Source organism: Pseudomonas cuatrocienegasensis (assembly GCF_900110925.1).
Classification (GTDB): Bacteria; Pseudomonadota; Gammaproteobacteria; order Pseudomonadales; family Pseudomonadaceae; genus Aquipseudomonas; species Aquipseudomonas cuatrocienegasensis.
Window position 1 is genome coordinate 200,298 of record NZ_FOFP01000001.1, and the last position, 26,836, is coordinate 227,133.

26 protein-coding genes are annotated in these 26,836 nt (G+C 59.9%); 23 read left to right on the forward strand and 3 right to left on the reverse strand.

Going from position 1 to position 26,836, the window contains the following annotated elements; all coding sequences use genetic code 11:
• The 13 genes from fabG to BMW49_RS01055 all read left to right on the forward strand — a co-directional run bounded on the left by fabG (nucleotide 1) and on the right by BMW49_RS01055 (nucleotide 10,671).
• The gene (gene fabG, locus BMW49_RS00995; protein ID WP_069516974.1) at nucleotides 1-744 is read left to right on the forward strand and encodes a 3-oxoacyl-ACP reductase FabG; all 744 of its coding nucleotides are present in this window, start codon (nucleotides 1-3) and stop codon (nucleotides 742-744) included.
• Nucleotides 745-941: 197 nt separating this feature from the next.
• The gene (gene acpP, locus BMW49_RS01000; protein ID WP_003245177.1) at nucleotides 942-1,178 is read left to right on the forward strand and encodes an acyl carrier protein; all 237 of its coding nucleotides are present in this window, start codon (nucleotides 942-944) and stop codon (nucleotides 1,176-1,178) included.
• A 106-nt stretch (nucleotides 1,179-1,284) separates the two neighbouring features.
• Entirely contained in the window at nucleotides 1,285-2,529 is a 1,245-nt protein-coding gene (gene fabF / locus BMW49_RS01005; RefSeq protein ID WP_069516973.1) for a beta-ketoacyl-ACP synthase II, read from the forward strand.
• Nucleotides 2,529-3,344: an aminodeoxychorismate lyase gene (pabC, locus tag BMW49_RS01010; protein ID WP_069516972.1), complete on the forward strand. Its 816-nt coding sequence runs from the start codon at nucleotides 2,529-2,531 to the stop codon at nucleotides 3,342-3,344. Before fabF ends, pabC begins: the two co-directional genes overlap by 1 nt.
• A gap of 3 nt (nucleotides 3,345-3,347) precedes the next feature.
• Nucleotides 3,348-4,403 (forward strand): endolytic transglycosylase MltG, encoded by a 1,056-nt coding sequence (gene mltG / locus BMW49_RS01015; protein WP_069516971.1) that lies wholly within the window; start codon nucleotides 3,348-3,350, stop codon nucleotides 4,401-4,403.
• Between the two features lie 9 nt (nucleotides 4,404-4,412).
• Nucleotides 4,413-5,045 carry a dTMP kinase gene (gene tmk / locus BMW49_RS01020; RefSeq protein ID WP_069516970.1) on the forward strand — a complete coding sequence of 211 codons (633 nt, stop codon included), beginning with the start codon at nucleotides 4,413-4,415 and terminating at the stop codon, nucleotides 5,043-5,045.
• Nucleotides 5,038-6,024, forward strand: coding sequence for a DNA polymerase III subunit delta' (locus tag BMW49_RS01025; RefSeq protein WP_069516969.1), 987 nt, complete (start codon nucleotides 5,038-5,040; stop codon nucleotides 6,022-6,024). The genes tmk and BMW49_RS01025 overlap by 8 nt, the downstream gene beginning before the upstream one ends.
• Before the next feature lie 36 nt (nucleotides 6,025-6,060).
• The gene (locus tag BMW49_RS01030) at nucleotides 6,061-6,417 is read left to right on the forward strand and encodes a PilZ domain-containing protein (RefSeq protein ID WP_003245164.1); all 357 of its coding nucleotides are present in this window, start codon (nucleotides 6,061-6,063) and stop codon (nucleotides 6,415-6,417) included.
• Between the two features lie 82 nt (nucleotides 6,418-6,499).
• Nucleotides 6,500-7,285 (forward strand): TatD family hydrolase, encoded by a 786-nt coding sequence (locus BMW49_RS01035; RefSeq protein ID WP_069516968.1) that lies wholly within the window; start codon nucleotides 6,500-6,502, stop codon nucleotides 7,283-7,285.
• 397 nt (nucleotides 7,286-7,682) lie between these two features.
• Entirely contained in the window at nucleotides 7,683-8,321 is a 639-nt protein-coding gene (locus BMW49_RS01040) for a TetR/AcrR family transcriptional regulator (RefSeq protein WP_069516967.1), read from the forward strand.
• Nucleotides 8,322-8,405: 84 nt separating this feature from the next.
• A complete protein-coding gene (locus BMW49_RS01045; protein ID WP_069516966.1) occupies nucleotides 8,406-9,374 on the forward strand; it encodes a GTP 3',8-cyclase MoaA in 969 nt (322 codons plus the stop codon).
• Nucleotides 9,375-9,458: 84 nt separating this feature from the next.
• Nucleotides 9,459-10,061: a DUF4823 domain-containing protein gene (locus tag BMW49_RS01050; RefSeq protein WP_069516965.1), complete on the forward strand. Its 603-nt coding sequence runs from the start codon at nucleotides 9,459-9,461 to the stop codon at nucleotides 10,059-10,061.
• Between the two features lie 40 nt (nucleotides 10,062-10,101).
• Complete coding sequence (locus BMW49_RS01055) at nucleotides 10,102-10,671, forward strand: DUF1285 domain-containing protein (protein WP_069516964.1); 570 nt, start codon at nucleotides 10,102-10,104, stop codon at nucleotides 10,669-10,671.
• 76 nt (nucleotides 10,672-10,747) lie between these two features.
• On the opposite strand, the gene BMW49_RS01060 is transcribed toward BMW49_RS01055, so the two are convergent.
• Complete coding sequence (locus BMW49_RS01060; RefSeq protein WP_069516963.1) at nucleotides 10,748-12,412, reverse strand: electron transfer flavoprotein-ubiquinone oxidoreductase; 1,665 nt, start codon at nucleotides 12,410-12,412, stop codon at nucleotides 10,748-10,750.
• A gap of 311 nt (nucleotides 12,413-12,723) precedes the next feature.
• On the opposite strand from BMW49_RS01060, the gene BMW49_RS01065 reads away from it, so the two are divergent.
• The 10 genes from BMW49_RS01065 to BMW49_RS01110 all read left to right on the forward strand — a co-directional run bounded on the left by BMW49_RS01065 (nucleotide 12,724) and on the right by BMW49_RS01110 (nucleotide 22,843).
• A complete protein-coding gene (locus BMW49_RS01065; RefSeq protein WP_069516962.1) occupies nucleotides 12,724-13,473 on the forward strand; it encodes an electron transfer flavoprotein subunit beta/FixA family protein in 750 nt (249 codons plus the stop codon).
• A complete protein-coding gene (locus BMW49_RS01070) occupies nucleotides 13,474-14,403 on the forward strand; it encodes an electron transfer flavoprotein subunit alpha/FixB family protein (protein ID WP_069516961.1) in 930 nt (309 codons plus the stop codon).
• Between the two features lie 228 nt (nucleotides 14,404-14,631).
• Nucleotides 14,632-15,459, forward strand: a complete 828-nt coding sequence (locus BMW49_RS01075) for a substrate-binding periplasmic protein (protein WP_069516960.1) — start codon at nucleotides 14,632-14,634, stop codon at nucleotides 15,457-15,459.
• Between the two features lie 10 nt (nucleotides 15,460-15,469).
• The gene (locus BMW49_RS01080; protein ID WP_069516959.1) at nucleotides 15,470-15,823 is read left to right on the forward strand and encodes a DUF4398 domain-containing protein; all 354 of its coding nucleotides are present in this window, start codon (nucleotides 15,470-15,472) and stop codon (nucleotides 15,821-15,823) included.
• The gene (locus BMW49_RS01085) at nucleotides 15,820-16,623 is read left to right on the forward strand and encodes an OmpA family protein (protein ID WP_069516958.1); all 804 of its coding nucleotides are present in this window, start codon (nucleotides 15,820-15,822) and stop codon (nucleotides 16,621-16,623) included. Before BMW49_RS01080 ends, BMW49_RS01085 begins: the two co-directional genes overlap by 4 nt.
• Before the next feature lie 468 nt (nucleotides 16,624-17,091).
• On the forward strand, nucleotides 17,092-18,531 hold the full coding sequence (locus BMW49_RS01090; protein WP_069516942.1) for an aminotransferase-like domain-containing protein: 1,440 nt from the start codon (nucleotides 17,092-17,094) through the stop codon (nucleotides 18,529-18,531).
• 359 nt (nucleotides 18,532-18,890) lie between these two features.
• Complete coding sequence (locus BMW49_RS01095) at nucleotides 18,891-20,651, forward strand: vWA domain-containing protein (RefSeq protein ID WP_069516941.1); 1,761 nt, start codon at nucleotides 18,891-18,893, stop codon at nucleotides 20,649-20,651.
• Complete coding sequence (locus BMW49_RS01100; protein WP_069516940.1) at nucleotides 20,648-21,229, forward strand: RNA polymerase sigma factor; 582 nt, start codon at nucleotides 20,648-20,650, stop codon at nucleotides 21,227-21,229. Before BMW49_RS01095 ends, BMW49_RS01100 begins: the two co-directional genes overlap by 4 nt.
• Complete coding sequence (locus tag BMW49_RS01105) at nucleotides 21,226-22,002, forward strand: hypothetical protein (RefSeq protein WP_069516939.1); 777 nt, start codon at nucleotides 21,226-21,228, stop codon at nucleotides 22,000-22,002. The genes BMW49_RS01100 and BMW49_RS01105 overlap by 4 nt, the downstream gene beginning before the upstream one ends.
• A 319-nt stretch (nucleotides 22,003-22,321) precedes the next feature.
• Nucleotides 22,322-22,843 (forward strand): hypothetical protein, encoded by a 522-nt coding sequence (locus BMW49_RS01110; protein WP_139133795.1) that lies wholly within the window; start codon nucleotides 22,322-22,324, stop codon nucleotides 22,841-22,843.
• A gap of 154 nt (nucleotides 22,844-22,997) precedes the next feature.
• On the opposite strand, the gene BMW49_RS01115 is transcribed toward BMW49_RS01110, so the two are convergent.
• Both BMW49_RS01115 and BMW49_RS01120 read right to left on the reverse strand, forming a co-directional pair.
• Nucleotides 22,998-23,636 (reverse strand): dienelactone hydrolase family protein, encoded by a 639-nt coding sequence (locus tag BMW49_RS01115; RefSeq protein ID WP_244168293.1) that lies wholly within the window; start codon nucleotides 23,634-23,636, stop codon nucleotides 22,998-23,000.
• Between the two features lie 664 nt (nucleotides 23,637-24,300).
• Nucleotides 24,301-26,733, reverse strand: a complete 2,433-nt coding sequence (locus tag BMW49_RS01120) for an autotransporter domain-containing protein (protein WP_069516937.1) — start codon at nucleotides 26,731-26,733, stop codon at nucleotides 24,301-24,303.
• Between the last annotated feature and the right edge of the window lie 103 nt (nucleotides 26,734-26,836).

A 26,836-nucleotide genomic window follows, 5' to 3' on the forward strand; every position in this document is an offset into this window, starting at 1 on the left:
ATGAGCCTGCAAGGTAAAGTGGCGCTGGTTACCGGCGCGAGCCGTGGCATTGGCCAGGCAATTGCCCTGGAGCTGGGTCGCCAGGGTGCGGTCGTCATCGGCACCGCGACATCGGCATCCGGTGCGGAGCGCATTGCTGAAACGTTGAAAGAAAACGGCATCGAAGGCGCTGGCCTGGTACTGGACGTGAGCAATGATGAGTCCGTTGCCAGTACCCTTGAACACATTCAGCAACACCTCGGTCAGCCGCTGATCCTGGTCAATAATGCCGGTATCACCCGCGATAACCTGATGCTGCGCATGAAAGATGACGAGTGGTTCGATGTCATCAATACCAACCTCAGCAGCCTGTATCGCCTGACTAAAGCCGTACTGCGCGGTATGACCAAGGCGCGTTATGGTCGCATTATCAATATCGGTTCGGTTGTAGGCGCCATGGGCAATGCCGGCCAGGTAAACTATGCTGCCGCCAAGGCAGGGCTGGAAGGTTTCGGTCGTGCGCTGGCGCGTGAAGTGGGGTCGCGAGCGATTACCGTGAATGCCGTAGCGCCGGGCTTTATCGACACCGATATGACCCGTGAGCTGCCGGAAGCGCAGCGTGATGCGTTGCTGACACAGATTCCGCTGGGCCGTTTGGGGCAGGCCGAAGAGATCGCGAAAGTGGTCGCTTTCCTTGCTTCCGATGGCGCGGCTTACGTCACAGGGGCTACTATCCCTGTGAACGGCGGGATGTATATGAGCTAAATGTGACGGATGCCTTCAGAAAACTGTCATAGATGCTGTCTAAAATCCGTTATAAAGCTGCAACAGGTTTATAGACAGATCGTTGAAGTGTTCCTGGGGGCACCCCGGCATTCAGCTTGAAATGCTAAAAACCCTTTCTATACACTTGGCCGCAGCACAGTGGCCTGGATTTGTCCCATTAGGAGTGAGAACAACGTATGAGCACCATCGAAGAACGCGTCAAGAAAATCGTTGCCGAGCAACTGGGCGTTAAGGAAGAAGAAGTCACCAACAGCGCTTCCTTCGTCGAAGACCTGGGTGCCGACTCCCTTGACACCGTTGAGCTGGTGATGGCTCTCGAAGAAGAATTCGAGACCGAGATCCCGGACGAGCAAGCTGAGAAGATCACCACCGTTCAGGAAGCCATCGATTACGTTACTGCGCACGCGCAATAATTCAATCGTCGATTTCTGACACGGAAAAGCCGCACGCCTGTTAAAGGGGTGCGGCTTTTCTTTAAGCGCTGTCCAAGCGCTGCCAATCGAACAAAAGGAGATTGCTGTGTCGCGTAGACGCGTCGTGGTTACCGGTATGGGCATGGTGTCGCCATTGGGTAACGATGTGCCGAGCAGCTGGCAGGGCATTTTGGCCGGCCGCAGTGGCATTGGCCTGATTGAGCATATGGACCTATCTGCCTTTTCCACCCGTTTTGGCGGTTCGGTAAAGGACTTTGACGTCGAGCAATACCTGTCGGTGAAAGAGTCGCGCAAGCTCGACCTTTTTATCCAGTATGGCTTGGCTGCCAGCTTTCAGGCTGTGCGCCATTCCGGGCTTGAGGTAACCGACGCCAATCGCGAGCGTATCGGTGTTGCCCTGGGTTCGGGCATTGGCGGCCTGACCAATATCGAAAACAGCTGCAAGGCATTGCACGAGCAGGGTCCACGGCGCATTTCGCCATTTTTCGTTCCTGGCTCGATCATCAATATGATTTCCGGCTTCCTGTCGATCCATCTCGGACTGCAGGGCCCTAACTACGCCATCGCTACCGCGTGCACTACGGGCACGCACTGCATTGGTATGGCAGCACGCAACATCGCCTACGGTGAGGCTGACGTGATGGTCGCAGGCGGTGCTGAAATGGCTGCATGCGGTCTGGGCATTGGTGGCTTTGCTGCGGCCCGTGCGCTGTCCACCCGCAATGACGACCCAGCCCGTGCCAGCCGCCCCTGGGACAAGGACCGTGATGGTTTCGTGCTGTCCGATGGTGCCGGCACTCTGGTACTCGAAGAGCTCGAACATGCGCGTGCGCGTGGTGCCACCATCCATGCCGAGCTGATTGGCTTTGGCATGAGTGGCGATGCCTATCACATGACCTCGCCACCCGATGACGGTGCAGGTGCCGCGCGTTGCATGAGCAACGCGTTGCGTGATGCCGGCGTGAGTCCTGAACAGGTGCAGTACATCAATGCCCATGGCACTTCGACCTCTGCAGGTGACAAGGCAGAGGTGGCGGCGATCAAGTCGGTGTTTGGCGAGCATGCCGCACGACTGGCTGTCAGTTCGACCAAGTCGATGACCGGCCACTTGCTGGGCGCCGCCGGCGCGGTCGAGGCGATTTTCAGTGTGTTGGCGATCCGCGATCAGATCGCTCCACCGACGATCAACCTGGATAACCCGGACGCAGGCTGCGACCTGGACTTCGTGCCGCATCAGGCGCGCTCGATGCCGATTGATGTGGTGCTGTCCAACTCCTTCGGCTTTGGCGGGACCAACGGTTCTCTGGTGTTCCGCCGGTTCGCCGATTGATGCTGACCTGGGTCGATGGTCGGCCGGCTGAGCTGTTGTCGGTACGCGACCGTGGCCTGGCGTACGGCGATGGACTATTTGAGACCATCGCCGTGCGTAGCGGGGAACCTCGTCTGCTTGAGCGTCACCTGACACGCTTGGCCGGCGGCTGCGCGCGTCTGTCCATTCCCCTCGAGCTTGAGCAGGTGAGGGCCGAGTTACTGGCGTTCGCGGCAGCAATCGGTGAGGGGGTAGCCAAGTTGATCCTCACCCGCGGCGACGGACTGCGTGGCTACGCACCACCCATGCCAGCGCAGCCGCGGCGCATCCTGCAGGCCGCTCCTGTTCCTGCTTACCCTGCCGCCAATACCTGTGAGGGGGTGCGGCTGTATCCCTGTAGCACGCGTCTTGCCGAACAGCCATTGCTGGCCGGGCTCAAGCACCTCAATCGGCTTGAGCAGGTCATGGCTCGTGCGGAGTGGAGCGATGCTGCCTGTGCCGAAGGGTTGATGCGCGATACCCAGGGGCGAGTGGTCGAAGGTGTCTACAGCAACCTGTTTCTGGTCAGCAATGGCCTGTTGATCACTCCAGCGCTGACCCGGTGTGGCGTCGCCGGGGTGATGCGTGCCGAGTTGCTGGCCTGCGCAGCTGAGCAGGATGTACCTCATGAGGTGCGCGATGTCAGTTTCGATGAGTTGCTCGCAGCGGATGAGGTGTTGCTCTGTAACAGCCAGTACGGCATCTGGCCAGTAAGAGCGCTGGCTGCGCATGACTGGCCGGTTGGCCCGCTGACCCGTAAACTGCAGGGCTTCGTTGGCCATCTGGCAGGCTGTTGATTCGTGATACGTCTATTTTTGTTATTGCTCGAAGGTGCGCTGCTGCTCGCTGGCCTGGCCCTGGGTTTAGGTGCCTGGCGCCAGCAGGTAGCGCTGGAGCAGCCCCTTAATGTCAGTGAAGAGCGGCTGATCGATGTGCCAGCAGGTGCCACGCCGGGTGGCGTACTCAATCGCCTGGAGGCCGACGGCGTGCTGGATGACGCCTTCTGGTTGCGCTTGTACTGGCGTTTCAATCTCAAGGATCAGCCACTGCACAGCGGTGAGTATCGTCTGACCGCCGGCCAGAACGCGCGTGACCTGTTGGCCATGTGGCGCCAGGGTGAGGTCGTGCAATACAGCCTGACGTTGGTTGAGGGCTGGAGCATCCGCCAGGTGCGCACAGCGCTGGCACGCCAGGAGAAGCTGCAGCAGACCCTAAACGGGGTCAGTGATGCTGAGTTGATGACGCGTTTGGGTGCACCAGGGATGAATCCCGAAGGGCGCTTTTTCCCCGATACCTACCGCTTCGTTCGCGGCATGAGCGATTTCGATTTGCTCAAGCAGGCGCATACCCGGTTAGAGAGTGTGCTGGCCGAAGAGTGGGCCAAGCGTGCCGAGGGGTTACCCTACCGTGACCCCTACGAGGCGCTGATCATGGCGTCGATGATCGAGAAAGAGACCGGCGTGCCCCAGGAACGCGGCGAGATCGCCGGGGTCTTCGTGCGTCGTTTGCGTATTGGTATGCGCCTGCAGACCGACCCCACCGTTATCTATGGCTTGGGCGAGCGCTACAACGGCCGCCTGACCCGCGCTCACCTGCGTGAGCCAACGCCTTACAACACCTACGTGATCGACGGCATGCCGCCGACGCCGATAGCCCTGGTCGGGCGTGAGGCGATTCATGCGGCGCTGCATCCGGTGGACGGCAAGAGTCTGTACTTTGTCGCCCGGGGCGATGGCAGCCATGTATTCTCCGCAACCCTTGAGGCGCACAACCGGGCGGTACGCGAGTATCAGCTCAATCGCCGGGCCGATTACCGATCCAGCCCAGCCCCTGCGCCGCAGCCTGTAACCGAATAAGGACGACCCGTGAGCGGTTTGTTTATCACGCTGGAAGGCCCTGAGGGCGCTGGCAAGAGCACCAACCGAGACTACCTCGCCGCGCGTCTGCGCGAGCAGGGCATTGAGGTGTTGCTCACCCGTGAGCCGGGCGGTACCCCCTTGGCCGAACGCATCCGCGAATTGCTGCTGACCCCGAGCGATGAGGCCATGGCCGCCGATACCGAGCTGCTGTTGGTATTCGCGGCGCGGGCACAGCATTTGGCCGGCGTCATTCGCCCCGCTCTGGCGCGTGGTTGTGTGGTCCTTTGTGACCGTTTTACCGATGCCACATACGCCTATCAGGGTGGCGGGCGCGGGCTGTCGCTGGCGCGAATCGAGGCCCTGGAGCAGTTCGTGCAGTGCGATCTGCGCCCCGACCTGACGCTGGTGTTTGATCTGCCGATTGAAATTGGCCTGGCCAGGGCCGCTGCCCGTGGCCGGCTGGACCGCTTTGAGCAGGAAGGCCGGGCCTTCTTCGAGGCTGTCCGCCAAACCTACCTGCAGCGCGCGGCGGCAGCGCCTGGGCGCTATCGCATCCTGAATGCGGCGCAGGCACTGGCTCAGGTCCAGATGGATATTGATACCCTGGTGCCCCAGATAGTGGAGCTGTGCCGTGGGTGAGGTCTACCCCTGGCAGGTCACGCTCTGGCAGCAGCTGGCGGGTCGCCGTCAGCATGCCCATGCCTACCTGCTGCACGGGCCGGTCGGGATTGGCAAACGGGCGCTCGCTGAGCGCTTCATGGCCAGCCTGCTGTGTCTCAAGCCGAATGGTCTTGAAGCCTGTGGCACCTGCAAGGCCTGTCACCTGCTCGCCGCGGGGACGCATCCGGATAACTTCGTGTTGGAGCCGGAAGAGGCCGACAAGCCGATCAAGGTCGATCAGGTGCGTGAGCTGGTCAACTTCGTGGTGCAGACCGCGCAGCTCGGCGGGCGCAAGGTGGTGCTGGTCGAACCCACCGAAGCGATGAATATCAATGCCTCCAATGCGTTGCTTAAAAGCCTGGAGGAGCCCGCTGGCGATACCGTGTTGTTGTTGATCAGCCATCAGTCCAGCCGCCTGCTGCCCACGGTGCGCAGCCGCTGTGTGCAACAGGCCTGTCCGCTGCCCAGTACCGAGCAGAGCCTGGCCTGGCTGACTCAGGCGCTGCCTGAAAGCAGCGAAGCGGCGCGTGCCGAACTGTTGCGCTTGGCTGCGGGTTCACCGCTGGCCGCGGTGAAAATGCATGAGCAGGGTGTGCCTGCGCAGCGTGCGCAGGTAATCGAGGGGGTGAAGAAGCTGCTCAAACAGCAGATTGGCCCCAGCCAGCTCGCCGAAAGCTGGAACGCCATTTCTCTGCAGCTGTTGTTCGATTGGTTCTGCGACTGGGCTCAGCTCATGCTGCGTTACCAGTTGACGACTGATGAGCAGGGGCTTGGTGCGGACGATATGCGCAAGGTCGTGCAGTATCTCGCCGAGAAAACGCCTCAGCGCAAAGTGCTGCAGATTCAGGACTGGTTGCTCGCCCAGCGGCAAAAGGTCATGGGCAAGGCCAACCTTAACCGTGTCTTGCTTCTCGAAGCCTTGCTGGTGCAGTGGGCAAGCCTGCCCGGACCGGGCTAGAATCGGGCGACATGTAACACTGACCAGGAATGCCGCATGAGCTTGCCACCTAATCTGGGTCCGCGTAACGGTATCTTGTCTTTGACCATCAAGGACAAGTCCGTGCTCTATGCCGCCTATATGCCCTTCATCAAGAACGGCGGGTTGTTCATCCCGACCAACAAGAGCTACAAGCTGGGTGACGAAGTCTTCATGCTGCTCAACCTGATGGACGAGCCGGAAAAAATCCCGGTCGCCGGCAAGGTAGTCTGGATCACCCCCAAGGGTGCCCAGGGCAACCGTGCTGCCGGGGTTGGCGTGCAGTTCAACGATGGTGACAACACCGCGCGTAACAAGATCGAGACCTACCTGGCCGGTGCGCTGAAGTCCGATCGGCCCACTCACACTATGTAGCAGCGGCACGCCACAAGCGGCAACTAAAGGCGCGAACGCAGCGCCTTGTTGCCGCTTGAAGCCTGTCGCTTGAGGTTTTCTGATGCTTATCGACTCCCATTGCCATCTGGATCGTCTCGATCTGGCTGCCCACGGCGGCTCCCTCGACGCGGCGCTGGCTGCTGCCCGCGGTTGTGGAGTGGGTCACTTTCTGTGCATTGGGGTAAGCGCCGACAACGCGGCGACCGTCAAACAGTTGAGCGAGCGTTATGCGGATGTCGATTGCTCGGTCGGGATTCACCCGCTGGATCTGCAGCCGGGCGCAGAACCTGCGCTGGACTGGCTGCTAAGCGAGCTGGCACATCCGCATGCGGTTGCCATTGGTGAAACTGGCTTGGATTATCACTACGAGCCGGAGTCCGCTGAGCTGCAGCAGGCGTCGTTCCGTCTGCACCTTGAGGCGGCCCGCATTACCGGCAAGCCGGTGATCGTGCATACGCGCGAGGCGCGCGCCGACACACTGACGCTGCTGCGTGAGGCCGACTTGCCGCAAGCGGGCGTGTTGCACTGTTTTACCGAAGATTGGGAGATGGCCAAGGCTGCCCTGGATCTCGGTTTCTATATTTCGCTTTCCGGCATCGTCACCTTTCGCAATGCCGAGGCTCTGCGTGATGTCGCTCGCCAGGTCCCGACCGATCGGCTGCTGGTCGAGACCGACTCACCTTATCTGGCGCCCGTGCCCCATCGGGGCAAGCCAAACCTGCCGCAGTATGTTCGCGAAGTTGCCGATTACCTGGCAACGCTGCGTGGCGTCAGCCCTGAGTGTCTGGCCGAGCAGACCACAGCCAATTTCAAGCGGCTATTTCCGCTTGCCCGCGTAGCCGGTTAGCAGGCAAAAAAAACCCGGATTCTGGGGGATGAATCCGGGTTAAGACCATTAGGAGTAAATCAAGGTACGCGGTCCACGGTACCTTGCCTGGTGGAGCACTTGGGGGAGATGTTCACACCAGTGGTTTTGAGTATTGGTCAACTTGGCCGATCGTCCAGTCATCGCCTTGGTGTTTTTAAACGTATTTGGAATACCTGACCCGCTGCTGAGGCCGGGTGCAGTCGCGATCAGGTGCGAGCTTGGGTTTGGCGGAGGAGGGGGCATTCAGGTTGCGATGCCGGAATGCACGTTAAGTACGCAAAAGTGACTGAAAATGCACACATAGTCGATGATCCGTGCAATTTTGCGTTTTTTAGGCATAATATGGCCCTTCGATTTTTGACCGTTTAGTCCCTTTATGCAGAAAGAACCCCGTAAGGTCCGTGAGTTTCGCCGGCGCGAGCAGGAGATTCTCGACACTGCGCTGAAACTATTCCTCGATCAGGGGGAAGACAGCGTTACCGTCGAGATGATTGCTGATGCCGTGGGTATCGGCAAAGGCACCATCTACAAGCACTTCAAGTCCAAGGCGGAGATCTACCTGCGCCTGATGCTCGACTATGAGCGTGACCTCAATACCCTGCTGCATTCGGCCGATGTCGACCGTGACAAGGAAGCCTTGTCGCGGGCCTACTTCGAGTTCCGCATGCGTGACCCGCAGCGCTATCGCCTGTTCGATCGCCTGGAAGAGAAGGTGGTCAAGGGTCATCAAGTGCCGGAGATGGTCGAGCAGTTGCACAAGATTCGCGCTTCCAACTTTGAGCGCCTGACTCAACTGATCAAAGGCCGCATTGCCGAAGGCAAGCTGGAAGATGTACCGCCGTACTTTCATTACTGTGCAGCCTGGGCGCTGGTGCACGGCGCGGTAGCGCTTTACCACTCGCCGTTCTGGAGCAACGTACTGGAGGATCAGGAAGGTTTCTTTCAGTTCCTCATGGATATTGGCGTGCGCATGGGCAACAAGCGCAAGCGCGAAGGCGACGTACCGCCGAGCTAAACCTATTCATCGGCTGCATAGTCGATGTGCCAAGGCCGGGCGCAACGATATACTCCGGCCCGTTCGCATACCGGAGTCTTCCCCATGATCGTTGACCGCCAGGGCCGACGCTTTCGCAATCTTCGCGTCAGCCTGACCGCTGCCTGTAACTACGCCTGCACCTACTGCGTGCCGGATGGCAAGCGCCTGGTTGCGGCGCAGGATGAGTTGTCGGCGGACGCCTTGGTGCGTGGGGTGGCCTATCTGATCGAGGCGGCTGGTATCGAGCGCCTGCGCATTACTGGCGGTGAGCCTCTGGTCAGCCCCAGGCTGGATGCCTTTGTGCGCGGGATTGGGTCGCTGGGCTTGAAGGACATAGGCCTGACCACCAATGGTCAATTGCTGGCCCGCAAACTGCCGCTGCTGCTGGATGCCGGCATCAAGCGGCTGAACGTTTCCCTCGATACTCTGGATGCCGAAGCCTTTCGGCGTATCGCCCGGGGAGGCGATCTGGCCACTGTCCTCGAGGGGCTCGAAGCGGCCCGTGACGCGGGCATGCGCATCAAGCTCAATATGGTGCCGCTGCGCGGACAGAACCTGGATCAGGTGCTGCCGATGCTGGCGTACTGCCTGGAGCGTGGGTTCGAGCTGCGCTTTATCGAGTTGATGCGCATGGGGCATCTATCAAAGCCGGGTGCCGGTTTTGCACAGCAATTCGTTGGCATGCCCGAACTGCTTGAGCTGATCGCCGCGCACTACGACTATGTGCAGGCCGATGCGCCGCTGGATGCTACGGCGTTGCGCTACGAAATTCCGGGTGCAGGCACCTTTGGCATCATTGCCAACGAGAGCGTACCGTTCTGTCGAACCTGTTCGCGCCTGCGCCTGTCCTCCACTGGCTGGCTGCATGGCTGCCTGTCGTCGAGTAACCGTCACTATGTCGGTGATCTGCTGGATAAGCCGCGTCACCAGGCTTTGCCAGCCCTGCAGGGGCTGTTGGTCAAGGCCTTGGCTGACAAGCAGGAGATTGCCTTTGCCGGCGGCGTGACGGTGATGAAGATCATTGGCGGTTAGCGCTTTTCATCCAGACTGGCTGGCGCAAAAACTGCATTGAACGACTATTCGCCGGTTTTCCGTCACCGGTCGTGGGAGAGGTTCATGCGCGTCCTGTTGGTTTCCCTGGTACTGCTGGCCCTGAGCGGCTGCATGAAAGTAAGCGATCTGGCCGATGGTGCCGAGTATCACCTGCGTGATGCCGGTGTGCTCGACCATGGCAGTACCGAGCGCATGGCTTCGCGGCGCCTGCAGCAGGACTCGTTTATCTATATCGCCCAGGGGCATTTCGCCCCACCTGGTTCAACCTATCCGCGACCGAATGTGGTGGCCGAGGAAGCATTCAAAGGCTTTGTCGAGTATTTCCCCATGGTGCGTCGGGCGCGGGTGCCTCTGGGGCTGGAAGAGGCCATGAGCGAAGCGCGTGGGGCAGGTGCTCACTATCTTCTGTATAGCCGTTTCGCTTATGCCGATGACCGTATTGGCACAGTCGAGGAGTGGGAAGACCAGGAGGCAGTGGACCGCCTGGGAACTGACCGAAGTGTGATCCAATTGATGCTGATCGAGACCAATACCCGCTTTTTGGTAGATACTGCGCGCATCCGTAGTCGGGGTGGCTTTCTGACGTTTTACGATGCCAAGCCCGAGGATCTCATCGGTCCGCCCCTGCACAGCTATGCGCGCAGCCTGCTGGGGGTTGGTCGTTAAACTGGCTGAAAATGACAGGGCATAAGCCGAAGGAGGGTCCATGAGCAGTACGGGTAAAGCCAGCGATTTGCTGGCGCAGATCCCCAGAAGCGGCAAGGGCTTGCCGCCTGTGCACCTGTGGAATCCACGCTTCTGTGGCCACATCGACATGCGCATTGCTCGCGACGGAACCTGGTATTACCTGGGAACGCCGATTGGGCGCAAGTCGATGGTCAAGCTGTTCTCCAGCATCATGCGCCGCGATGGCGATAATTACGTGTTGGTTACGCCGGTGGAAATGGTCGGGATACAGGTCGACGATGCACCCTTTGTCGCGGTTGCCCTGGAGGTGCTCGGCGACGGTGAGCAACAACTGTTGCGGTTTACCAGCAATGTCGATGAAGTCTTCGACGCTGGAGTTGATCACCCTATGCGCGTCGAGTCGCACCCTGATCGCGATGAGCCAGCACCCTACATCCGTGTACGCAGTAACCTGGATGCGCTGATCCATCGTAACGTGTTCTATCAACTGGTGGATTTGGCCGTGCCCAAGGTGCTGGAAGATGGCCGTCGCTGGCTGGGTGTGTGGAGCGGTGGCGAGTTTTTTCCGATAGGCCCTGAGCCTGACTGAGCGCTCGCTTGCTTAGTGGGTGAGGGTGGCATGCCCTTAATAGCGAAAAGGCTCCCGAGGGAGCCTTTCTGTTTCATTACATGTTGGGGTAATTAGGGCCGCCTGTGCCCTCAGGTGCCACCCAGGTGATGTTCTGGGCGGGGTCCTTGATATCGCAGGTTTTGCAGTGCACGCAGTTCTGCGCGTTGATCTGGAATTTCTTCTCGCCATCTTCCTTGGTGACGATTTCGTAAACGCCGGCAGGGCAGTAGCGCTGGGCCGGTTCGTCGTACATCGGCAGGTTCTGCTCCAGCGGAATGCTCGGGTCGGTGAGCTTCAGGTGGCAGGGCTGTTCTTCCTCGTGGTTGGTGTTGGAGAGGAAGACTGAGCTGAGCTTGTCGAAGCTGAGTTTGCCGTCGGGTTTCGGGTAAACGATCTTTTTCGCCTCGGCGGCCGGCTTAAGGCAGGCATAGTCCGGCTTGGTGTCATGCAGGGTGAAGGGAATCTTGCCGCCGAACAGGTTCTGGTCGACGTAGTTGAATGCGCCGCCCAGCAGGGTACCGAACTTGTGGATCGCGGCGCCAAAGTTGCGGCTGCGCAGCAGTTCGTCATGCAGCCAGCTGGCCTTGAAACCGTCAACATAACCGGTCAGCAGGTCGCCACCTTGGCGTCCGGCGAACAGCGCATCAGCCACGGCGTCGGCGGCCAGCATGCCGGACTTCATGGCAGTGTGGCTGCCTTTGATTTTGGCGAAGTTCAGGGTGCCCAGGTCGCAACCGATCAGTGCGCCGCCATTAAAGATCATTTTCGGCAGCGAATTCAGGCCACCCTTGGCAATGGCACGAGCACCGTAGGCCACGCGTTTGCCGCCTTCGAGGTACTGAGCGATCACCGGGTGATGCTTGTAGCGCTGGAACTCGTCGAACGGCGACAGGTGCGGATTGCTGTACGACAGATCGACGATCAGGCCGACCACCACCTGGTTATTTTCCAGGTGATAAAGGAACGAGCCGCCAGTGTTTTCACTATCCGACAGCGACAGCGGCCAGCCGGCGGTATGCACAACCAGACCTTGCTCGTGCTTGGCCGGGTCGATGTCCCAGATTTCCTTGATGCCGATGCCGTAATGCTGGGCGTCGGCTTCGGAGTCGAGGTTGAATGTCTTGATCAACTGTTTGCCGATATGGCCACGGCAGCCTTCGGCGAACAGCGTGTACTTGGCGCGCAACTCCATGCCTGGGGTGTAATAACCCTCTTTCGGGTTGCCTTCACGGTCGACGCCCAGGTCGCCGGTGAGAATGCCGTAGACCACGCCTTCTTCGTTGATCAGCGCTTCCTGGGCAGCGAAACCTGGGTAGATTTCTACGCCCAGGTTTTCTGCCTGCTGGGCCAGCCAACGGCACAGGTTGCCCAGGGAAATGATGTAGTTGCCCTGGTTGTGCATGGTCTTGGGCACGAACAGGTCGGGGATGCGGCTGGCCTTTTCGGCATCCTTGAGCAGGTAGATGTCATCGCGCTTGACCGGCGTATTCAGCGGTGCGCCGAGTTCTTTCCAGTCCGGGAACAGCTCGTTGAGCGCACGCGGTTCGAACACGGCGCCGGAGAGAATGTGGGCGCCAACTTCCGAGCCTTTTTCGACGACGCAGACGCTGATTTCCTGGCCCGCTTCGGCGGCTTTCTGTTTCAGACGGCATGCGGCGGACAACCCGGCGGGGCCGGCACCGACGATGACGACGTCGAACTCCATAAATTCGCGTTCCACAGGCTATCTCCTACTCAAGGCTTTCTAATTTTATTGGGCGATCAGGCATGTTCGCTCGGCGCTGCGGGCGCATTATATCGAGCGCCTCGGAATGGGCCAATACAAACGTTTGTTTGAATTTCCTGTAGGCCTGCTAGAATCTTACTACATCGCAGATGACCGGCCGGTTCGCTGTATTGACCGGGCTAGGTCGTGCGGTCAAGATACGGGCGGTTTCGCGCTCGCCGTCTGGGCTGAGTGGACTGGCTTGGCCAGTCTGCATCGCCCGCCCCTGGCGACATTCCTATTCACCGGAGAGTAACGAGGAATCCATGAAGGTTCTTGTAGCTGTCAAACGAGTGGTCGACTACAACGTCAAAGTGCGTGTCAAAGCGGACAACAGCGGCGTTGATCTTGCCAACGTCAAGATGTCGATGAACCCCTTCTGCGAAATCGCCGTGGAAGAAGCCGTACGCCTGAAAGAGAAGGGCGTGGCATCCGAGATCGTCGTGGTATCGATCGGCCCAACAACCGCTCAGGAGCAGCTGCGTACCGCGCTCGCACTCGGTGCTGACCGCGCCATCCTGGTTGAGTCTGCCGACGAATTGAATTCGCTGGCTGTGGCCAAACTGCTCAAGGCTGTGGTCGACAAGGAGCAGCCGCAGTTGGTGATCCTCGGTAAACAGGCGATCGACAGCGACAACAACCAGACCGGGCAGATGCTCGCGGCGCTGAGCGGCTACGCCCAGGGCACCTTTGCGTCCAAGGTCGAAGTCGCTGGTGACAAGGTCAATGTGACCCGTGAAATCGATGGCGGCCTGCAGACGGTTGCACTGAATCTGCCGGCGATCGTGACCACCGACCTGCGTCTCAACGAGCCGCGTTATGCGTCGTTGCCGAACATCATGAAAGCCAAGAAAAAGCCGCTGGAGACTCTGTCACCCGCTGATCTGGGCGTGTCCACTGGCTCTACCGTGAAGACCCTGAAAGTTGAAGCGCCTGCTACCCGCAGCGCCGGCATCAAGGTCAAGTCCGTGGCTGAACTGGTCGAGAAACTGAAGAACGAGGCGAAGGTAATCTAAATGACTATCCTGGTTATCGCTGAACACACCAATACCGCCCTGGCGCCTGCAACGCTGAACACCGTCGCAGCTGCCGCGAAAATCGGCGGCGACATTCACGTTCTGGTTGCTGGTAGCGCGTGTGGCGCAGCTGCCGAAGCCGCTGGCAAAATTGCTGGCGTGGCCAAAGTACTGGTTGCTGACAACGCTGCCTTCGCATACCAACTGCCGGAAAACGTTGCACCGCTGGTCGCTGAGCTGGGCAAGGGCTACAGCCACATCCTGGCTGCAGCTACCAGTAACGGTAAAAACATCCTGCCGCGCGTTGCCGCACATCTGGATGTCGATCAGATTTCGGAAATCATCGCGGTCGAAAGCGCCGATACCTTCAAGCGCCCGATCTATGCCGGTAATGCAATTGCCACCGTGCAGTCTTCTGCTGCGATAAAAGTGATCACCGTGCGTGCCACCGGTTTCGATCCGGTTGCTGCCGAAGGCGGCAGTGCTGCCGTTGAGGCCGTTGGCGGTGCAGCTGACGCTGGCAAATCGGCTTTCGTTGGTGAAGAACTGGCCAAGTCTGATCGACCGGAACTGACCGCTGCGAAGATCGTCGTTTCTGGCGGTCGCGGTATGCAGAACGGCGACAACTTCAAACATCTGTACGCCCTGGCCGACAAGCTGGGCGCCGCTGTAGGTGCATCGCGCGCCGCAGTCGATGCCGGCTTTGTACCGAACGACATGCAGGTCGGCCAGACCGGCAAGATCGTTGCGCCGCAACTGTATATCGCGGTCGGCATCTCCGGCGCGATTCAGCACTTGGCCGGCATGAAAGACTCCAAGGTGATCGTCGCGATCAACAAGGATGAAGAAGCGCCGATCTTCCAGGTGGCTGACTACGGCCTGGTGGCAGACCTGTTTGAGGCCATTCCTGAACTGGAAAAGGCCATCTGACGGACGCTATCGCGCGTTGAAAAAACCCACTCTTTAGGAGTGGGTTTTTTTTGCCTAGCCCTTTGTGTTGAACTTCAAGCCGCTGAGTGCCTTAAGTGATTATGACGGTTTTACCGGTGCTTTTTCTTATCGCTAATTATTCTTTACCGGCGGATGCGCTACGATGAGTTGTGGTGATCTAACGCTGAGGTCATGAGGTGTCTATTCAACGTCGAGCGAGAGCCGTTAATGCATGAATGTCGTCTGCTGAAAGGTCTGGTACTGCTTGGACTGTTTAGCCTGTCCGGAGTCAGTGTGGCTGCCGGCAAGTGCGAGCGTCTGGTGGCGACCGGTAACCCGGAATACCCGCCCTATCTTTGGCGTGACCCGCAGAATCCGCAGCATTTGATCGGCGCCAATGCTGATTTGCTCAAGCATATCGCCAAGGAACTGGGCGTCGCCATTGACGTGATTTACAGCGGGCCCTGGTCGAGAGCGCAGGACGAGGTGCGCACAGGGCGTGTCGATCTGCTCGCCGGTGCCTTTCTGACCCTGCCGCGCTTGGGCACCATGGATTATGTGCACCCAGCGTTCTATGTCACGCCCAGCGTTGTCTGGGTGCACAAGGGACGCGAATTTCCCTATTTCGGCTGGAGCGACCTGCATGGACGTACCGGCGATACCCTGGTTGGTAATAGCTTTGGTCAGCAGTTTGATACCTACGCCAAGGCCAACCTCACCCTTGAAGGCGTCTCCAGCGTCACGCAGGCATTCCAGAAACTTCTGCTCGAACGAACCGACTATGTACTCTACGAGCAGTACCCGGGCCTGGCGTTGGCCGAGGGGCTAGGTATCGAGAATGAGCTGCAGATTCTTCAGCCGCCCGTCTCCAGCGAGGGACTTTACCTGACCTTGTCGCACAACTCGGCTTGTAACGATGCCTGGCTGCGCGGACAGCTGGCGAAAAAAATGACAGAATTGTCGGCTGCTGGTTTGCCGGAGCAACTGCTCCAGCAGAATCTGCTGCGCTGGAAAGAGCAGCAGCCGCCTGCCGCGGCCAGCACACCAACCGAGTAGGAAGTGTTACGTGATCAGGTTTTCATTTTGCGTTGTAGTGGCGCTTGTGGTGCTCAGCGGATGTGCCAGCGATCCTGCGCCCAGTGAGCAATTGCGTCTTACGGAACAGGCTATTAGCCAGGCCCGGGCGGTGGGAGCAGATGAACAGAGTACCGAGTTGAATCTGGCTGATGACAAGTTGGCCCAGGCTCAGGCGGCGATGTTGGATGAGGCTCACAAGGATGCCCGCGTGCTTGCCGAGCAAGCCGAGCTGGACGCCCGTCTGGCCGAGGCCCGCGTATTGACGGAGAAAAGCCAGGAGCAATTGCTGGAGCTGAATAACCGTATCAATCGCCTGCGTCAGCAACTGGGGGAGCTGCCATGAGCCGTCTTGTTGTTGTGAGTGCTGCGCTGCTGTTCCTGGCTGGCTGTGCAGGTAGTTCAGGGCAAAGTGCTGAAGCCCTGAATGCAGCGAACCAGCGTTTTCAGAGCGTCAAAGAGAACCCTGATGTGCTGCGCAGTGCGCCCAAGGATGTGATCCGTGCCGGGGAGTCGCTGGCTCGGGCCGACCGCCTCTCGAGCTATTGGGGCAGTGAAGATGACGTGGTGCATTACGCCTACCTTAGCCAGCGCTACAGTGACATTGCCGAAGAGCACAGTGCGCTCATGCTCAACGAAGAGCGCATCGCCAAACTCGAGTTGGAACGTCAGCGTCTCCAGCTTGCCCTGCGCGAGGCGAAACTGCTGGGTGTGCAAGAGCAGAGTGCCTGGCTCGAAGAACAACTGGTCAGCCTGACCCGTAACGAGGGCGGCCGGGGTTTGGTGATTACTCTGGGTGACATGCTGTTTGATGCGGGGCGTGCTGAGCTCAAAACCTCCGCCAACCGCACGGCATTGAAACTGGTGCAGTTTCTCCAGCTCAATCCGCGTCGGGTGATACGCATCGAGGGCTATACCGACAACCGCGGAGACGCTGCCGAGAACCTCAAACTATCGCGTGAGCGGGCTCAGGCGGTTGCCGATGTGCTGATCGACCTGGGTATCGACGCTGGACGAATCGAAGTTCAGGGCCATGGCGAGGATTTCCCCGTCGCTGAAAATGCGTCCTCCCAAGGGCGAGCACAGAATCGTCGGGTTGAAGTAGTTTTTTCCGATGAGCAGGGGCGGTTAGGTTCGACCCGTTGAGGCTTTATTGGTGGATACGAACCCCGGTCTTTGTACCGGGGTTTTTTCTGCCTGTAGCTAGGGTCTGTTGACGTTTCGTCGCGAGCCGCGTTGCTGCGAAAAATCTCGCCAGGCTAGGCGGAGGACGCAGGTAATGGTTGTTCCCTTGCCAAGTCCTCCAACACCGCATGGCGAGATTTTGCGCGCAACCCGAAGGGCCGGGCCAGTTTTAGCGCGATGCTGCGTTTCTCGATGGCTCATTTAGCCGGCTAAACTTCGCATCTCGTGCCTTGCCTCGCGCTAAAACTGGCTCCGGCGCGGCCGCGAACGAAACGTCAACAGACCCTAATACAGTTGCTCATTTTGCGTTGCGTACCGGCACAGTGGCTGGCAGAGGTCGGCTGTATCGTCCACAATCAGATGAACTGTGCCGGTACAGCGGCGGGTGTATTGGCTACTGTTATGGTTCAGTCGCCAGGGGAGGCCGTTATGACCAATCTGTTGCTTTATCAGCGCATCGCGCAGCAATTGGCCGAGGACATTCGGCGCGGCGTCTACCAGCCGGGTGAGCGGGTGCCGTCAGTGCGCAAAATGAGTTCGCAGCTCAATGTCAGCCATGCGACTGTGCTGCAGGCCTATGCCAACCTTGAGGATCTTGGGCTGATTCGCGCACGCCCTCAGTCCGGCTTCTATGTGCACCAGACGCCGGCCCTGACTGCGCCCACCCCGGATATCGCCCGAGTCGAACGGCCCAGCCTGGTCACCCGCAGTAGCATCATTGCCCAGATTCTGACTGAGTCTCGGCGCGAAGGCGTGTTTCCACTTGGGGCTGCCGTGCCCCATGTCGAGTACTTGCCGGTGCGTGCCTTGCATCAGCAATTGGCCAAGGTCACGCGCTTCCACAGTGCTCGCGCGTTCAGCTATATGTTCAGCCCCGGTTTTGAGCCGCTCAGGCGTCAGGTGGCGATCCGCATGCGGGATGCCGGGGTGGTGGTGGACCCCTCCGAGGTGGTGATCACCCATGGTTGTGTGGACGCGCTGCAGATGTCGTTGCGTGTGCTGACGCGCCCTGGGGACCTGATCGCCGCCGAGTCGCCGACCTACTACGGCCTGTTGCAGCTCGCTGATCTGCTGGGGCTGAAAGTCATCGAGATCCCCAGCGATCCGAGCACCGGTATCAGCCTCGAAGCCTTGCAACTGGCGGCCAGCCAGTGGCCGATCAAGACGCTGGTACTGACCGCGCGCCTGAGCAATCCTCTGGGCGGTACCATTCCCGAGGAGCGGCAAAAGCAATTGCTGCGCCTGGCGGAGAACTTCGATATCCAGATCATCGAAGATGATATCTACGGCGAGTTGATGTTCGAGCAGGGCCGCACCAAAGCGCTCAAGGCCCATGATCGCCAGGGACGGGTGCTATATTGCTCGAGCTTCTCCAAGACATTGTCGCCAGGCGTACGTATTGGCTGGATTCTGGCGGGCAAGTATCAGCAGGAGGTCGAACGGTTGCAGACGTTCAGTACCCACTCGGCATGCAGCGTCACCCAGATGGCGGTCGCGGCTTACCTGGAGAACGGCGGCTACGACCGGCACCTGCGCTACATTCGTCAGGAGTACCGCAAGAATCTCAGCGCCTTCCAATTGGCGGTGCAGCAGTATTTCCCGGAAGGGACGCAGATGACTCGACCCACGGGCGGTTTCATTTTGTGGGTCAGCTTGCCGGCTCGGGTCAACACCAAAGACCTGCATGTTCGCGCGCTGCAGCAGGGCATCAGCATCGCACCTGGGTTGATCTTCAGTAATACCGAGCAGTTCAACCACTGTGTGCGTTTGAACTGCGGTATCCCTTGGACCCGTGAGGCCGAGCGCGCCTTGATGACGCTGGGCATGCTGGCCGGACAGCTGTGTCAGGAGAGCACGGCGAATTTTTAACAGTGGCCTAGGGTCTGTTGACGTTTCGTCGCGAGCCGCGTTGCCGCGAAAAATCTCGCCAGGCTAGGCGGAGGACGCCGGTAATGGTTGTTCCCTTGCCAAGTCCTCCAACACCGCATGGCGAGATTTTGCGCACAACCTAGGCGGCCCCACCCGAAGGGCCGGGCCAGTTTTAGCGCGATGCTGCGTTTCTCGATGGCTCATTTAGCCGGCTAAACTTCGCATCTCGTGCCTTGCCTCGCGCTAAAACTGGCTCCGGCGCGGCCGCGAACGAAACGGGAACAGACCCTAACCCGATTTAGCCAAGGGTTGCGTCTACCTGAGCGAATGGTTTGTTCTATCGCCCAGGAGATGCGCCCATGTCTGCTTCCCCCGTATTGCTTACCCGTCCTCTGCTGTCCGGTTTTGCCGCAGGCGTATTGATCAGCCTTGGTGCGTGTAGCGCCGCCAACCCAGAAGCACCGACCACAGAAGCTGGTAGCCCGCAACTGAGCGATCAGGCCCACGGCCGTGAACGCGCCGAGTTGCATGAACAACTGGCCGCTGCCCCTGCGCAACTGCAGCGCAAAACCCAGGTGGCGGGCAGGGCCGTGATGCCCAGCCTGGTCTATGCGCCGATGCCGATGTCTGTGCAGGCCGATGCCTTGCCGCCTGCTTACTTGGGGAAGAGCCGCGACGAGAATCGCGAGCAGTATCAGAAGCTGGCCGGCAACCCGGTGCATGCCGTGGCCGAGACGCCGTTGTCGACCTTTAGCATCGATGTGGACACCGGCAGCTACGCCAATGTGCGGCGTTTTCTCAATGGCGGACAACTGCCGCCGCAGGATGCGGTGCGCCTGGAGGAGCTGGTCAACTACTTCCCCTATGCCTATCCGCTGCCCAAGGGTGATGTGCCGTTTGGCGTGCACACCGAGCTGGCCGCCACGCCGTGGAACCCCGAAAGCCGCCTGCTGCGTATCGCCATTAAGGCTTCGGATCTGCGCGTAGACGAGCTGCCGCCGGCCAATCTGGTGTTTCTGGTGGATGTCTCCGGCTCGATGGAGCGTCGTGATGGCCTGCCCATGGTGCAAAGCACCTTGAAGCTGTTGGTCGAGCAGTTGCGCGTTCAGGACAAGGTGTCGCTGGTGGTGTATGCCGGCTCATCCAGCGTGGTGCTGCAGCCGACCTCCGGCAGCGAGAAAGCCAAGCTCCGCACGGCTATCGACCAGCTTACAGCGGGCGGATCAACAGCGGGCGAGTCGGGCATTCAACTGGCCTATCAGCAGGCGCAGCAGGGCTTTATCGACGGCGGCATCAATCGCATCCTGCTGGCCACGGATGGCGACTTCAACGTCGGCATCAGCGATTTTGAAACCCTCAAGCAGCTGGCCGCCGACAAGCGCAAGACCGGCGTCTCCCTGACCACTCTGGGCTTTGGCACCGACAACTACAACGAGCAGTTGATGGAGCAGCTGGCCGATGCCGGCGACGGCAACTACGCCTATATCGATAACCTGCGCGAGGCGCGCAAGGTGCTGGTCGATCAGCTCAGCTCAACCCTGGCGACTGTCGCCAGCGATGTGAAGATCCAGGTCGAGTTCAACCCGGCCGAGGTCAGCGAGTACCGCCTGCTGGGCTATGAAAATCGTGCGCTGAAACGTGAGGATTTCAGCAACGACAAGGTCGATGCCGGTGAAATCGGCGCAGGCCATACCGTGACCGCGCTCTATGAAGTGGTGCCGGTGGGCGGCAAGGGCTGGCTGGAGCCGCTGCGCTATCAGCAAGCGGCCAAGGCGAGCAACCCCGCAGGCGAGCTGGCCTGGCTGCGTATTCGCTACAAGGCGCCAGGGCAGGACGTCAGCAAACTGCTGGAACAGCCGATTCAGGCCGTCGATACGCGTGCTATCAGCCAGGCCAGCGAAGACCTGCGTTTTGCTGCTGCCGTGGCCGCCTTCGCCCAGCAGCTCAAGGGCGCTACCTACACCGGGCGCTTCAGCCTGGCCGACAGCGCCGAGCTGGCGCGCAGCGCCAAGGGCGATGACCGCTTCGGTTTGCGCGGCGAGTTTGTACAGCTGGTGGAACTGGCGCAGAGCCTGCAAACTGCGACGAACCGTTCAACTAGCGCACGAGTACAGCAGTGAATCGACCCCTCACGGATGACGACGCCGCCTTGTTACGGCGTTACCGCCGCGGTGATGCGGCGGCTTTCGCCGAGTTGTACCAGCGTCACCGACTTGGCCTGTTTCGCTTTCTGCTCGGGCTGTGTGGCGACCATGCCCTGGCCGAGGAGGTGTTTCAGGACACCTGGATGAGCCTGATCCGCAGCCAGAGCGAACAGCGCGATGCCGTGCTGTTCAAGACCTGGCTGTACCAGATCGGCCGCAACCGGTTGATCGACACTTGGCGCAAGCAGGGGCGGCACCAGGCGGGGCATGCCGAGTACGATGAACAACAGCATGCCCCGCACGACCCGCAGCCGGGGCCTGAGCAACAGCTCAGCCTGAGCCGCGATCAGCAGCGTTTAGAGGCCGCCCTGGCGGATTTACCGGCGGAGCAGCGCGAAGTGTTTCTGCTGCGCGCCCACGCTGATCTGGAATTGGCCGAGATTGCCGAGCTGACCCAGATACCCACAGAAACGGTGAAAAGCCGTTTGCGCTATGCCCTGCAGAAGTTACGTCGGCTGCTGGCTGACCCGGCCGCCGAGGAGTTGTCCGTATGAACCACGATCAACATAGGCTCGATGAGCAGGAACGGCAGATGCTGGAGCATTTCCGCCAGCACAGCGGCGGCGAGCCCAGCGCACAGCTGGATGCGCAGATTCTCGCAGCGGCCAGCGCAGCAGCGCGTAGCGCGGCCACAACCGAAGCCAAACCTGGCCTGAGCGCACGCCTGCACAGCTGGCTATTCGGCACTGGTGGTCGGCAACGCTGGTCGGTGGCATTGGCCGGGGTCGCCTGCCTGGGGATTGGCCTGAGCCTGACCTGGCGCACCTTCGAGCAGGCTCCGGATGCCTTCGATGCCGTGCCCAGCGGCTCCCCCATGGCACCGGCTGCGGCGCGGATGGCACCACAATCTGCGCCTATGCCCGCGCCCTTGGAGGAATCTGCTGCACTTGCCGATGAGCCGGAGCGTTCGCGTGCGGCGCCGCCAGCACCGCTGGCCCAGGGCAACAGTAGCGATGCCGCCAGGGCCGAGAAGAAGCTTTCAGCCGGTGCCTCTAATCAGCTGTTGCGTGAAGAGTCGGCAGCCGATGTGTTGCATGAGCAACCGCCACAAGCAGCCCGTACGCCTGCCGTATCAGCCTCCGGAAAAGCGGCAGAAGTTGCAGGCAGTCAGGCCGAACAGCCGTTGCGTAGCGAGTTGCAACGCTTGCTTGAACTACGCCGTAACGGCTGGACGGATGAAGCCGATGCCTTGCTGTTGCAACTGATGCGCGAGCACCCCGAGCTGGATATCGACGCGCAGTTGCAGCAACTGCAGCAACCTGAGTAAGGCTTTCTCTAGGCCATGTCCCAAAATCGCGCTGCATCTCGTGCAGCCATCACGCAGCACCAGGGTGAACGACCGTACACACGTAGGAGCCCCGCCTCGGGGCGAAGCGATTGCAGCCATTCAGTTACTTCGGCGTTGCCCATGGCATTCGCCGCGGGGCGCGGCCACAAAAGCATCGGCGCCGTGCAACAGGGTACTGGGACAGAGCCTTTCTCTAGGGTCTGTTGACGTTTCGTTCGCGGCCCTAGCGCTGTGCTGTTACCTGCCGTACGGATTGCACCCTTGCCAGGGTGGTGGGGTAGGGGCAGCATGGTGGCTTGTGTCACTGCCGTTATGTCTATTTATGTTGCCTATTCGACGCCTCGCACTGCTGCTTACACTGCTGTCACTGGTGGCCTGCGAGCAAAGCCCCAACCCTTCCGAAAAGCCCAAGGCTGAAACCGCCAAGGTGCAACCGGCTCAACACTCTGCTGATAGCAAAGTGGGCAAGGCTGAGCCGGCACTGATCGCGGATAAACCTGCACAGCCCGGTGCTAGCGACCCAAAAACTGCTACAGCGGCCCAAGCCAAGTCAAAACCTGCTGCTGTTGCACGCACGCCTGAACCCACTAAGCCGAAGGCACCGCTGGATCTGAGCCTGCACCCCAATGTGTTTGATCCGCTCCAGTCGCTGGAGCCGCTTAATGATCTACCTGCCACCCTGTTGCCACCTCTGTTCGGCGAGAAGGTCGCAGCTGAAAGCCCTTTCCAACTCAATGGCAAGCTGATTACCAACGAGCATGGTGATGACTACTGGCAATCGGTCGAGGGCGCACAGTTGCAGTTTGAGTTCAGGCAGTAGCGGAGGTTTCTGCAGCCTGCAGTCAGATGCGACCTGAGCCTTTGCGCAAGCGCCAGCTGTTAGGTCAGTCAGTTGATTCAGGTCGGGTGGCAGGTGTTTTTCGCTTGTGCGTCATCTGTTGCGCAGCTGGCGGCGCTTAAGGTTGCTCGCCAGATCACGGATTGATTAGTCGCCATAACCTTGCCCAGTCCTGCGCCCAGCAGCAGTGGTGGTCATAATCCGCCAGCACCTTTACCTGGGCGCGATGGCCTGGTGGATAGCCTGCAACGAAGGCTTCGACCAAATGGGGCGGTATTACCCGGTCCTGCTCACCCAGTAGATGGGTCTGCTCCATGCCTGCCAGGTGCTGACGCAGTTGCGCCGGGTTGAGTGAGTTCTGCAGGGGTGTGATCCGATGATGACGGGTCCAGGCGGCGTGATCGAGATTACCGGCGACCGTGATCACGCGTTGCACATCGTTGCGCCGTGCTGCCAGAAGCAGAGCCAGAGCACCGCCACCGGAATAGCCAACCAGCACCAGACGTTGCGCGCCTGCTCGGCTTTTCAACTGACTGGCAGCTTGGTCGAGGCTGTGCACCACCGCTTCGGCGAAGCGTGCGTCAGTCCAGTAGCGCTTATGGCAGGGGGCTCGCTCGTTATCCAGATACTGGCAGGGGCGGCCCAGGTAAGCGGCTGTGCCGCTGGGCTGCGCCAGAGCCAAGCGCAGGGCAAGCGGGTTGAGGGGTGTCGGGTCCGATGAAGGCTGGCGAGCGTTGCGCCAGGCGAAGCCGTCGCCTTCCAGGTAGATCGTCAAGACCTCGCTCGTAGCCCGCGGCGCATAGGCTTGCAGTCGGAATATTCCGGCCTGTAGCTGCAGCGCCTGCCAAGATTGCCCTTGCGCCAGATCGGCTGCTTGTTGGCGGCGTTGGTCGGGGCTGGGGAAGGAGGTGCAGGCCGCTAGAAGTGCCGCACCGAGCAGTGCTGGGAGATAGCTCAAGCGCATGGATGGATAAGCCCCCCATCCGAATAGGCACACCGCACAACTTCAGGAAAACCGCAGAGCAGCTGGGCTTTAGCGTGTAGAGCGGGGCGTTGTTCCATTTCGTTTATCAGTGCTAGGGTCTGTTGACGTTTCGTTCGCGGCCGCGCCGGAGCCAGTTTTAGCGCGAGGCAAGGCACGAGATGCGAGGTTTAGCTGGCTAAATGAGCCATCGAGAAACGCAGCATCGCGCTAAAACGGGCCCGGCCCTTCGGGTGGGGCCGCCTAGGTTGCGCGCAAAATCTCGCCATGCGGTGTTGGAGGACTTGGCAAGGGAACAACCATTCCCTGCGTCCTCCGCCTAGCCTGGTGAGATTTTTCGCGGCAACGCGGCTCACGACGAAACGTCAACAGACCCTAGTGGAGCCGTTCAGTATGCCTGTCCGATAAACACAAAGGCCACGATCTATATCGCGGCCTTTGCTCTGCGGCAGAGTATTTAGAACGCCCAGCGTGCTTTAAGTGACGCACCCTGGTTGGTGAAATCACTGCGCACTTCAGCGTCGTAGCGCAGGCTGACTTCGGTCCCGCCGGCCAGGGTGTGAGTCAGCCCCAGGCCTGTGCGTGCCAGCCAGGGTTCCATGTCCATGCCCGATGTCTTGAAGGCTGCCCCCGGTGCGCCAGCGTAGCTGGAGGTAATCGCGCTGTCCTCGTCTATCACGTCATAGCCGGCACCAATGTTGGCACTGAGTACGGTGGCTTCGCTCAGCGCGTAGTTGAGCTTGCCGTCGATACTGAGCAGCAGTTCCTCGCTGTCGTTGCTGTCGACGTCCAGATTAAGTGCACCTGCGCCCTTCTCGCGATAGGCGTCAGTACCGATCCAGGTGTAGTCGGCGCGGGCCGATGGCACGAAGGTCAACTGCTCGGACAGGCGCATGTTGTGCCCGATACCAATGCCAGCATGAATGTTATAGCCATCGTAATCTGCTGTGGCGGTGGCATCGGCAAACGGCATATGGCGCTTGCCTTCGCTGCGGTTCTGCCCAGCATCGAGTTGGAAGTTCAGCTCGGTGTCGACGCCCAGGGCATAGCTGCCGTAGCCAATCAGTTGGAAGGTGTCGATTTGCGCACTTTGTGGGGCAACCCGCGAGTCGTTGTCCAGGTCGGTCTGCGCATACGCGAAAGCCAGGCCGAGGCGGGTATTCTCGGACATGGCCGTGTCGGCGCCGATAACCAGTCCCTGGGTATCGGCGTCGTAGCCGGAGATACCGTTGCGCGGGTCTTGCTCGGCCCAGGAGCCGAAGGTCTTGATCCACAGGTTTCCTTCTGCAACGGCGTCACCTGAGGAGAGGCCACTGTTGTTGTCCTGATGCGCCTGAACCACCCGGTTGATGCCAGCCAGGGTACTGCTGGTGGCATTGCTGGTGTTGCCTGCGACGGTGGGTAGCGTAGAGGTGACAGCGTCGGAGACCTCCTGCTCGCTGGTCAGGCCGACGAAGTTGGACGCCAATTCGCCCGTCGGATCTGCACTTAGCGCATTGTCGAGCACTTGGGCTGCGCCTTGTGCCGGGCTGTTGCCGGTGCTGATAACGCTGTCGAGCACGCTGGCGGCCTTGGTCAGCGTCAAGTCGACGGTATTGCCGTCCTTGATTGCGCCAAAGTTGAACAGCTGGGAGTTATCGCTGACAGCGAAGGTGCCGTCACTGATCAAGTTGTTGGCGCTGAGTACGTCGTTGAGCGTGCTGGCACTGAACTGGTAATCCGGATTGCTTACGTCCACCTCAAGCTTGGCATTGCTGGCCAGGGTGGCGGTGCCGTCGACCACCAGCTTGCCGTAGGTGCTGTCATCGCTCACGCCTATGCGCAAGGCGCCGCTGCTGGCCTGGGTGTAATCGCCATAAATAGTGCCGGTGACGCCAGCCGCCAGGCTAAGGGTTCCCGCGTTGCTAAAGCCGGTGAAGGCAAAGATGCCGTCGTCCATCGTGCTGGACGTGCTGAGGCCCGCGCCCATCCTGAGTGTGGCACCGTTCTCGATTACAAAGCGGTCGACGCTGATGGCATTTTCATTGCTGAAAACTGCGCCAGACTTGAGGGTGAAGAGACTGTTGCCTGCATCAACGTCGCCCACCAGGCGTGCGCTGTTGCCTGTGATGTTGATTGCGGAGATACCACTGAAACTCAGGTCGCTGATTGCGTAGTGCACTGCGGAAATGGTGCCACTGTTATTGATCACACCGATAGTGCTGTCATAGACCTGAATGCCCGCCAGGGTGCCATTGATGGTGCCGCTGTTGCTGACTGAGTCGATGGTCGTGCCAGTATCAATACCAATGCCGACACCATCATTACCGATGCCGCTGATGGTGCCGCTGTTGACGATGGTGCTGATGCCCACATCTCCGGTCGCCAGGATACCGGTGCCTCCGGTGATGGTGCCGGCATTGCTGAGGCTATCGAGCGTCACCGTTTGCATCAGCCCATCCAGAGTAATGCCGACGAAGGAACCTTCGATGGTGGCGCCTGCCAGGTTGCTGATACTGCTGCCGCTGGCTTGTAGATAAATACCCGATCCGTCCAGGTAATAGGTGCCGTCGGTATTACGGATTTCCCCAGCATTGCTGATGCTGCCGAAACCGTTGTCGCTAAAAACGGCTGACTCATTGGCTGTAATGATGCTGCCGGATTCAGTCACTGTCAGGCTGTCATTGCCGTATAGGTAGCAACTGTAGGATTCGTCGCTGCTGATGGCGTTATTGCCTGCCCCGCAAATACCTGGGGTAGCCTGGGCTGTTCCTGCTGCCGTCAGGGCAAGTGCTACGCTGGTGAGCAGGCGGGTGCAGCCTCCGCGCTTACCACGCGCGCTGGTGTATTCATCGACCACAACGAAGGTATTGCGGGCGTTGCTCCATACGACACGAAATGCTTGATTCATGATTTCCCCTGAGTGGCCAGGCAAGAGCCAGGCGAGCAATGCGAGCTGTGCGGCAGGGGTGTTCTTCGCGGTGCTCCCTGCGTGCGACTGTCTCATCCAGTAT